This is a genomic window from Candidatus Sodalis sp. SoCistrobi (genome assembly GCF_900143145.1).
GTDB lineage: Bacteria > Pseudomonadota > Gammaproteobacteria > Enterobacterales > Enterobacteriaceae > SoCistrobi.
On sequence record NZ_FRDB01000147.1, the window covers coordinates 1 to 7,509 of the forward strand.

Annotated in this window: 6 protein-coding genes, 4 pseudogenes and 1 other annotated feature; of the genes and pseudogenes, 4 read left to right on the top strand and 6 right to left on the bottom strand. The window is 54.4% G+C overall.

The window, feature by feature from the left end; all coding sequences use genetic code 11:
• Positions 1-87, bottom strand: a sequence feature (AL1L pseudoknot). This feature is flagged as partial in the annotation.
• The 3 genes and pseudogenes from CINSTRO3249_RS10550 to gpt form a co-directional block, all read right to left on the bottom strand.
• Positions 45-365 (bottom strand): annotated as a pseudogene (locus CINSTRO3249_RS10550) (transposase); the annotation flags it as partial. Its footprint overlaps the feature before it by 43 nt.
• A gap of 51 nt (positions 366-416) precedes the next feature.
• Positions 417-902, bottom strand: a pseudogene (locus CINSTRO3249_RS10555) (alpha/beta hydrolase); the annotation flags it as partial.
• 277 nt (positions 903-1,179) lie between these two features.
• Positions 1,180-1,638, bottom strand: coding sequence for a xanthine phosphoribosyltransferase (gene gpt / locus CINSTRO3249_RS10560; protein ID WP_074013253.1), 459 nt, complete (start codon positions 1,636-1,638; stop codon positions 1,180-1,182).
• Positions 1,639-1,865: 227 nt separating this feature from the next.
• Here gpt and pepD point away from each other — a divergent pair.
• Positions 1,866-3,330: pseudogene (gene pepD / locus CINSTRO3249_RS10565) on the top strand (beta-Ala-His dipeptidase).
• A gap of 256 nt (positions 3,331-3,586) precedes the next feature.
• Here the strand turns inward: pepD and dinB are convergent.
• Positions 3,587-4,666 carry a DNA polymerase IV gene (gene dinB, locus CINSTRO3249_RS10575; RefSeq protein WP_074013255.1) on the bottom strand — a complete coding sequence of 360 codons (1,080 nt, stop codon included), beginning with the start codon at positions 4,664-4,666 and terminating at the stop codon, positions 3,587-3,589.
• A 173-nt stretch (positions 4,667-4,839) separates the two neighbouring features.
• Between dinB and dpaA the strand changes: the two genes are divergently transcribed.
• A complete protein-coding gene (gene dpaA / locus CINSTRO3249_RS10580; protein WP_074013256.1) occupies positions 4,840-5,562 on the top strand; it encodes a peptidoglycan meso-diaminopimelic acid protein amidase in 723 nt (240 codons plus the stop codon).
• Here the strand turns inward: dpaA and CINSTRO3249_RS10585 are convergent.
• A pseudogene (locus CINSTRO3249_RS10585) lies at positions 5,533-5,739 on the bottom strand (class II glutamine amidotransferase); the annotation flags it as partial. The gene dpaA and the pseudogene CINSTRO3249_RS10585 overlap by 30 nt on opposite strands.
• A 261-nt stretch (positions 5,740-6,000) precedes the next feature.
• The gene (locus CINSTRO3249_RS10590) at positions 6,001-6,594 is read right to left on the bottom strand and encodes a helix-turn-helix domain-containing protein (RefSeq protein ID WP_074013257.1); all 594 of its coding nucleotides are present in this window, start codon (positions 6,592-6,594) and stop codon (positions 6,001-6,003) included.
• Between the two features lie 148 nt (positions 6,595-6,742).
• On the opposite strand from CINSTRO3249_RS10590, the gene CINSTRO3249_RS10595 reads away from it, so the two are divergent.
• Positions 6,743-7,009, top strand: a complete 267-nt coding sequence (locus CINSTRO3249_RS10595; protein WP_084790191.1) for a helix-turn-helix domain-containing protein — start codon at positions 6,743-6,745, stop codon at positions 7,007-7,009.
• A 16-nt stretch (positions 7,010-7,025) separates the two neighbouring features.
• A partial coding sequence (locus tag CINSTRO3249_RS16625; protein WP_305781685.1) for a DNA-binding protein occupies positions 7,026-7,509 on the top strand: 484 nt, incomplete at its 3' end.

A 7,509-nucleotide genomic window follows, 5' to 3' on the forward strand; every position in this document is an offset into this window, starting at 1 on the left:
CTCGACCCCATGCTGTTCTATCAGCGGCACCGTTAACGACGCTATTTCTTGCAGTGGCGGTCGAGCTCCGCCTGGGCAAAATATGCTGACGCCTGTCGTAGAATATCGTTGCTGCGGCGAAGCTCACGGTTCTCGCGCTCCAGCTCCTTAAGCCGCTGACGTTCATCCGCGTTGAGACTGTTTTTCACCGCCAGCCGCTGTTCATGTTGCTTGATCCACAGACGCAGCGTCTCGGGTATGCAGCCAATTTTTGGTGCAATGGACTGGATCGCTTTCCACTGCGAAGCATGCTCATGCTGAGTTTCCAGCACTAGATTAACTGCCCGTTCACGGACTTCCGGAGAGTAACGTTTGGTCGTTGTCATAGAGGCCTCCACTTTTAAAGTATAGACTCTAATTTATCCGGGGTGATTCAGTTTGGCCGCATCTTCCCAGGCGTGATTGGCCAGCGTCTGTGCCTGCTCCGCCAGCAGATCGCCTTTTAAGTGAGGATAGCTGGCGATGCTGTAAAAGCGGGCGGCTTGCAGCCAGTCACGCGCCGCGCTCGCGCCGTTAACGACGTCCATTGCGCGCTGCTGCCAGATCATCCCTTGATGGGACCATTCATAGATCCAATTGCCGCCGCGGTAACCTATTACGGTATCCAGCAGCCGATCGTCGGTATGGGGTGCGCGACTGGCGGCGATACGCGACAGAACCTCTTCGATCTCCCAAGGATTGATGCCGCGCCAAATCCACATCAGACGGTTGATTAACCGGTACCAATTGCCGGGATTGGCCCCGTCCAACGCCGACATTATTTTGCTTTGCCCGCAGTGATGAACGCGAGCCACCAGCGTGGAGGTTTCGCGGTGTTTGACCGAGGGTTTGAATAGGGTTTCGCTCAGATTATTACCTGCCATCGAGCATCGTCTCCAAAGACGGGTTCTGGAATGTCAGAACGATGCCTGCAAGGTTAACCATTCAGCCCACAAAAAACAAACGCCCGGCGATGCCGGGCGTCAGGTAAACGGTTAACCGCTGCCGCGCAATGTCATACCCGCGGCAGAAGGGAGCGGATGCGGCAGGCCATAGCGCGACCAAGGCGTCGGCCGCAGCAGGTTGACACGATGGCGCCACCTGCCGACATGACATCGGGGGCCAGCCGTGACCGCTCACCGGCTTGGCGCGGCTGCAAGTCTATTTGCCCGCCAGCGGCGGCACAAACACCACGCCCATATCCCAGGGTTGCTCAATCCAGGTATTTTGCGGGATGTCGATAATGTAGTCATCCACCAGCGGACGGCCGGCAGGCTTGGCGAAAATGGTGACGAAGTGCCCCTTGGGGTACATTTCACGAATGGCTTTGGCGGTGCCGCCGGTATCCACCAGATCGTCAACCACGATGAACCCGTCGCCGTCCCCTTCCGCCCGTTTCAACACGTTCAGATCGCGCTGGTTATCGTGGTCATAGCTGGCGATGCAGACGGTATCCACATGGCGGATACCCAGCTCGCGCGCCAGCAAAGCGCCGGGCACCAGCCCGCCGCGACTGACCGCGATAATCCCTTTCCATTGTTCAGCGGGCAGCAGGCGCTTGGCCATGGTCCGTGCGTGGATTTGCAACATGTCCCAGGTGACGACGTATTTTTCGCTCATAAATTCAGTCCCAGCCGGCTTGGGTCGGCTTAAAAAGTCTCAGGGGAAAAAAGGTTGCGCGGGATTATAGAGACGCAGCCTTCCAAATACCAGTCCCTTCCCCTTTTTAACCTCTGTTTCACTCTCAGGTAAAGTAAAGTGATATCCTTAATAGACCAGGGTTGCTCCGCCGCCGGCCGCTTATCGCCGCCAGCGCGGTTTTTACGATATCACAGGAGTTTTCGATCGTGTCTGAATTGTCTCAACTTACGCCGCAGCCGCTGTGGGATATTTTCGCCAACATTTGTTCAATCCCACACCCGTCCTACCATGAGGAAGCGCTGGCCACGCACATCGTGCAGTGGGCGCAGGACAAAGGCCTGTTCGCCGAACGCGATCAGGTGGGCAATATCCTTATCCGCAAGCCGGCGACGCCGGGCTATGAGAATCGCCGTCCGGTGGCGATGCAGGCGCATCTGGATATGGTGCCACAGAAAAACAGTGACACCACCCATGATTTCACCCAAGATCCCATCCAGCCCTGGGTAGACGGCGACTGGGTCAAGGCGCGCGGCACCACGCTCGGCGCCGATAACGGTATCGGCATGGCGTCGGCGCTGGCGGTTCTGGCCGACGATAGCCTGGAACACGGCCCGTTGGAAGTGCTGCTGACCATGACCGAGGAAACCGGTTATGGAGGGCGCTTTCGGCCTGCAGCCCGGCTGGCTGCAAAGCGAAATCCTCATTAATACCGACTCCGAAGAGGAAGGCGAGATTTATATGGGCTGCGCCGGCGGCGTCGACTTTAAAACCCAGTTGCCGATAAGCCGCGAGGCGGTACCCGCCGGGTATCACCAGTTGCGGGTGGCGCTGACGGGGCTGAAGGGCGGCCATTCCGGCGCCGATGTTCATCTGGGGCTCGGCAACGCCAATAAGCTGCTGGCTCGCCGCTTCCTGGCGGATTTCTGCGCCACGCTGGACATCCGTCTGCTGGATTTACAGGGCGGGACGCTGCGCAACGCGATCCCGCGTGAAGCCTTCGCCGTTCTGGCGCTGCCGCAGGAAAACGTCGACAGCTTGCGTCAACAGGCGCGCAGCTACCTGAGCATCATTAAAAGCGAACTGACGGCGGTAGAGAAAAAACCGGCGCTGGCGGTGAGCGATAGCCAGTCCGGTGGCCAGGCGCTGACCAAAGCCTGCAGCGATCGGCTTATCGCCTTACTCCATGCCATGCCAAACGGCGTCATCCGCATGAGCGATGATGTGAAAGGCGTCGTAGAAACCTCGCTAAACGTCGGCGTCGTGTCGATGGAGGCCGATAAAGCCGAAATCCGCTGCCTTGTCCGCTCGCTTATCGATAGCGGCAAACTGCAGGTGGAAGGGATGTTGCATGCGCTGGGGCGGCTGTCTGGCGCGACCACCGTTGCCAAAGGCAGCTATCCGGGCTGGAAGCCGGACGCCAACTCGCCGGTGATGCATTTGGTGCGCGATATTTACCGGCAACTGTTTGACAAAATGCCCAACATTCAGGTGATCCATGCGGGTCTGGAGTGCGGGTTGTTCAAAAAGCCCTATCCCGAGATGGATATGGTTTCCATCGGGCCGACCATTACCGGCCCGCATTCGCCGGATGAACAAGTGCATATTGCCAGCGTCGGCCAATACTGGAAGCTGCTGACCGCGCTGCTGAAAGCGATTCCCGTCAAGGAATAACCCAGACCGGCGCTGGCCTTTTGGCCGGCGCCGCAACGAGACGCCTTCCCGCCGCCATTGAGCCCACCAGAACGATAAACCTCCCCGCCGCCGTTAAGGCCGCCGTAACGATAAACTTCTATGCCGCTATTAAGGCCGCCGGCTCACTGTCTTTAATGGCCCATCAGCCCGACGCCCAGAACGGCCATGGGCGTGGTCAGGTCGCGACGTTTTTACCGCCCGCGTTTGGGACGTGCGGTCATTGGCCGCCCTGTGCCTAAGGGCGAGCGTTCCATTCCTCTTCCCAATTCAACAACAGCTGACGCTCAAGTTGCGGATCCATTAGCGTGACATGCAATCCCACCAGCCGGACGCCGCGATCGCCGCGCCGCTGTTCCCAGGCCTGGCGCGCGATGGCAATTAAGTCCGTCTTATTGAGCCGTGGCCAGACATGCTCTTGCGTCGTTTGTTGAAAATCGGCGAATTTAAGTTTGATACCCTGACGGGCTATTTGCAGATCGGGGCGCACGCGGGCCAGGCGCCGTTCCAGCTCGGGATAAAGATGGTCGATAATCTCCTCGCACGCCTCCCAGCGGGTGATATCCTGCGCCAGGGTACGTTCAACCCCCACCGACTTGCGCAGCCTGTCGGCGGAAACCTCTCTTTCATCAATACCCTGCGAGCGTTCCCAAATGACACGGCCGAACTTGCCAAACTGGCGCAGTAGCGTCGCCAGGTCAAACTGCTGCACGTCTGCGCAGGTGACAAGACCCATATCAGTGAGTTTTTTGGCCGTCACCTTACCGACCCCCGGGATCTTCGCCAGCGGCAACTGTAGTAAGAACGCCGGCATCGCGGCGGGGGTAATGACATATTGGCCGTTGGGCTTATTGAGATCGGAGGCGATTTTCGCTAAAAACTTAACCGGCGCCACGCCTGCGGAAGCGGTCAGCCGCAATTCATCGGCAATCTCCTGGCGGATGGCGCGCGCCATCAGTGTGGCAGAGCCGTTGCAGCAATCGCTGTCGGTAACGTCCATAAACGCTTCATCCAGCGACAGCGGCTCAATTAGCGCCGTATAACGGGCGAAAATGGAACGGATATGCTCGGAGGCCTCTTTATACACCGCCATACGGCCGGGGATCACCGTGAGATCGGGGCAGAGTTTCAACGCCATGGCGGTGGACATCGCGCTATGCACGCCAAAGCGTCGTGCCGGATAGTTGGCGGTGCTGATAACGCCGCGGCGATCGGCGCTACCGCCTATCGCCAACGGGATGTCGCGCAGGTGCGGATTGTCGCGCATTTCGACCGCGGCAAAAAAGCAATCCATATCGACATGTATGATTTTACGCATCCGGCCCCCTTAACCTGTACAAGTATACAGTAAGGATTCTCATCTATACAAAACGTATCTTGATAAAATAATACGCAGTGATATCTTGTCGCTGATTGCCCACGGGCAGTTGACAGTCCCGCCGGTAACGTTCGTGGCCGGCCGCTCATTTATTTGATGATACAGGAATGACAATGCGCAGATTCGCGCTGCTGTTGGCGATGCTTTTTTTATTACCGGCGTACGGCTACGCCAGCGATCAGGCAAAAGTCGGCCAGGAACTTAAGCAACAACTATTAGGCTCACCGGTATTTATTCAAGTCTTCAAAGAAGAGCGCATTTTGGAACTGTATGCCAAAATGGGCAATGCATACCATTTGGTGGACAGCTTTCAAATTTGCAAGTTTTCCGGCGGCCTGGGTCCGAAACGGCGTGAAGGCGACTTCATGAGTCCTGAGGGCTTTTACGCCATCGACACGCGCAATTTGAATCCGAACAGTCATTATTATTGCGCAATTAATATTGGTTTCCCCAATGACTATGACCGGGCACAGGGTTATTCGGGGGCCAAGCTGATGATCCACGGCGATTGCCGCTCTATTGGCTGTTACGCCATGACGGATTCATCTATCGCGGAGATTTATCGCTATGTGGAAGATGCGTTGCTCAATGGTCAGGCACAGGTAAAAATTAATATTTTTCCGTTTCGTATGACACCGGCAAATATGCAGCGCCATCACTATTCGGCCAATTACAAATTCTGGAGCCAGCTTGCGCCCGGTTACGCCTATTTCGCCGAGCACCATCAACCGCCGGCGGTGTCGGTGGCAAATGGTCAGTATGTGATAAGCGCGCCGCTGATGTTGCAAAGCGGTGCGCCGGTCGTGTCACAATTCGCGCTCGCCAAGCCGGAATAACACCCACTCCCCCGGCGCCACCCGCTGCCAGGTTTCATTGCCGGTCAGCGGCTGTGTGGCTATCACCGTGACCACGTCATTGGGCGTGGTCTGCTTTTGAAAATCGATTTCCACATCCTGATCGAGCAGCGTGGCTTTGCCAAAGGGCGCGCGCCGGGTAATCCAATACAGGTGGCTGGCACAATAGCCCATTATGTGGGGTGGCAAGCATTTCTGGACTATCAAGGGGAACGATGGATTAGCCGGAAGCCCTTTACTGGCGCGGCTTACAGTGATTTTACTGATTCTGGACTCGTCGCAAAAAAATGAGCGGAAAATGATTTTTTTGCACTATATTCTGGACTGGATTGATTGTAATTTGGATAAGTTTGAAAGCCGTTTAAAAGTTATCTTGTTAACAATTATGTTGCCAAATATAAACAAGAAATTTATAGTTTTTTAAACGGCCCTTTTGCGTTCGCTTGCTAGGCTATCTTCTGATGCTACTTCACCAACCTCACTAGCCCCCTTTTTGATTTGATCATAGAGCCGCATTAGACGCTCTTTTTCTTCAGGAGGAAGCTGTAAGATTTTTATGTTCAGATCATCACTTAGGCTAAGGAGTGATGCTATTCCCCTAGCGTAGATGACAGTAAGCAGTTCCTCTCTCTGCTCCTGACTTACTCGTGATAATACTGAAAGAAATTCTCCCGCAACGGAATCGTACAAACGTGCGATATTTTCTGCGTTATTCATGCGATTCCCGTATTCACTCTCCTTCCCTGTAGCTAGCCAATTAATAGTACAATTACAAGCATTAGCAAGCAAAGAGAGGCGTTCAAGCGTGGGGTAGCACTCTCCTTTTAAATACTTCCTTATGACGGCTTCAGACATGCCTGACTTTTTGGCCAATAGGCTATTGCTAAGGGATCCGGCTTTTTCCATGGCTTCTTTCAAGCGCTCGGGAAAACGGATTATTCCCGACTCTGTAAAAATCCGTTCACGGATTTTTGTATCCGTCGCGGATTTTTGGTCGTAATCAAGTGAATTCATTATGATTTCTCTTATCAGATTGCACTAGGATATATCGTGCGAATAATCCGCACATTTGTGTTGATTTTGGATTTTTATGCGCGTATATTTATACGAGATGATAATCACATCTGATTATCGCCTTTGATAAACTTTAGAGGATCACACAATGCAGTTGCCGAGACAAGACATGACCAGCTTGTTCGTTGATATGGGGCATGACTGGTCTAGTAAAGCGATCATCACGGCATTGGATAAGAAAGGCGTCAGTTTACGTACACTGGAGCAGGAGCTAGGTTTGCGTGAAAACTCAATTCGCAATGTTTTCTATAGAAGAGTTAATTGTTATCAAGAGGCCATAGCTCAAGCTATTGGAGTTAACCCGGCAGTAATTTGGCCTAGCCGTTACCATCGCGAGAAACATAAATCTGCTTAGTTGGAGGATATCAAAAATGTCTATCTGGCTAACAGCCAAGGAATGTGTATCTTTGCCCGGTTTGCCACGTATGCAGCAAAATATCCGTAGCCGACTAGATAAAGCAACAGGTAATAGTGCTGAATTACGCCGTCGGCGTGAAGGTACTAAGGCTTTCGAGTACCACATCGATTGTCTGCCAGAGCAAGCACGCGAGATCGTCAGGCAGAGACACTATAAATCCTTGATAGCGCAAGCCCCCGCGCAGCTGGTTGATGAGTCGGTCAAGCGCAGCACCGCCATCAAGTCGCGTGATGAGCTGGCGATCATGCGCCAATGCCCCGCTCTGCTCGAGCGCAAGGTGCAGGCCCTGAACGATCACCAAAAGCAGATTGCCGATGCGCGCATGAGGCTGGCACAGGAAGTGATCCGGTTACAGCAGGTCGGCATGACCCGCATTGCGGCGGTGACCTTTATCGTCGAGGAGTCAAAGGCCGGTACATTGCCCGAGGCATTGCAGC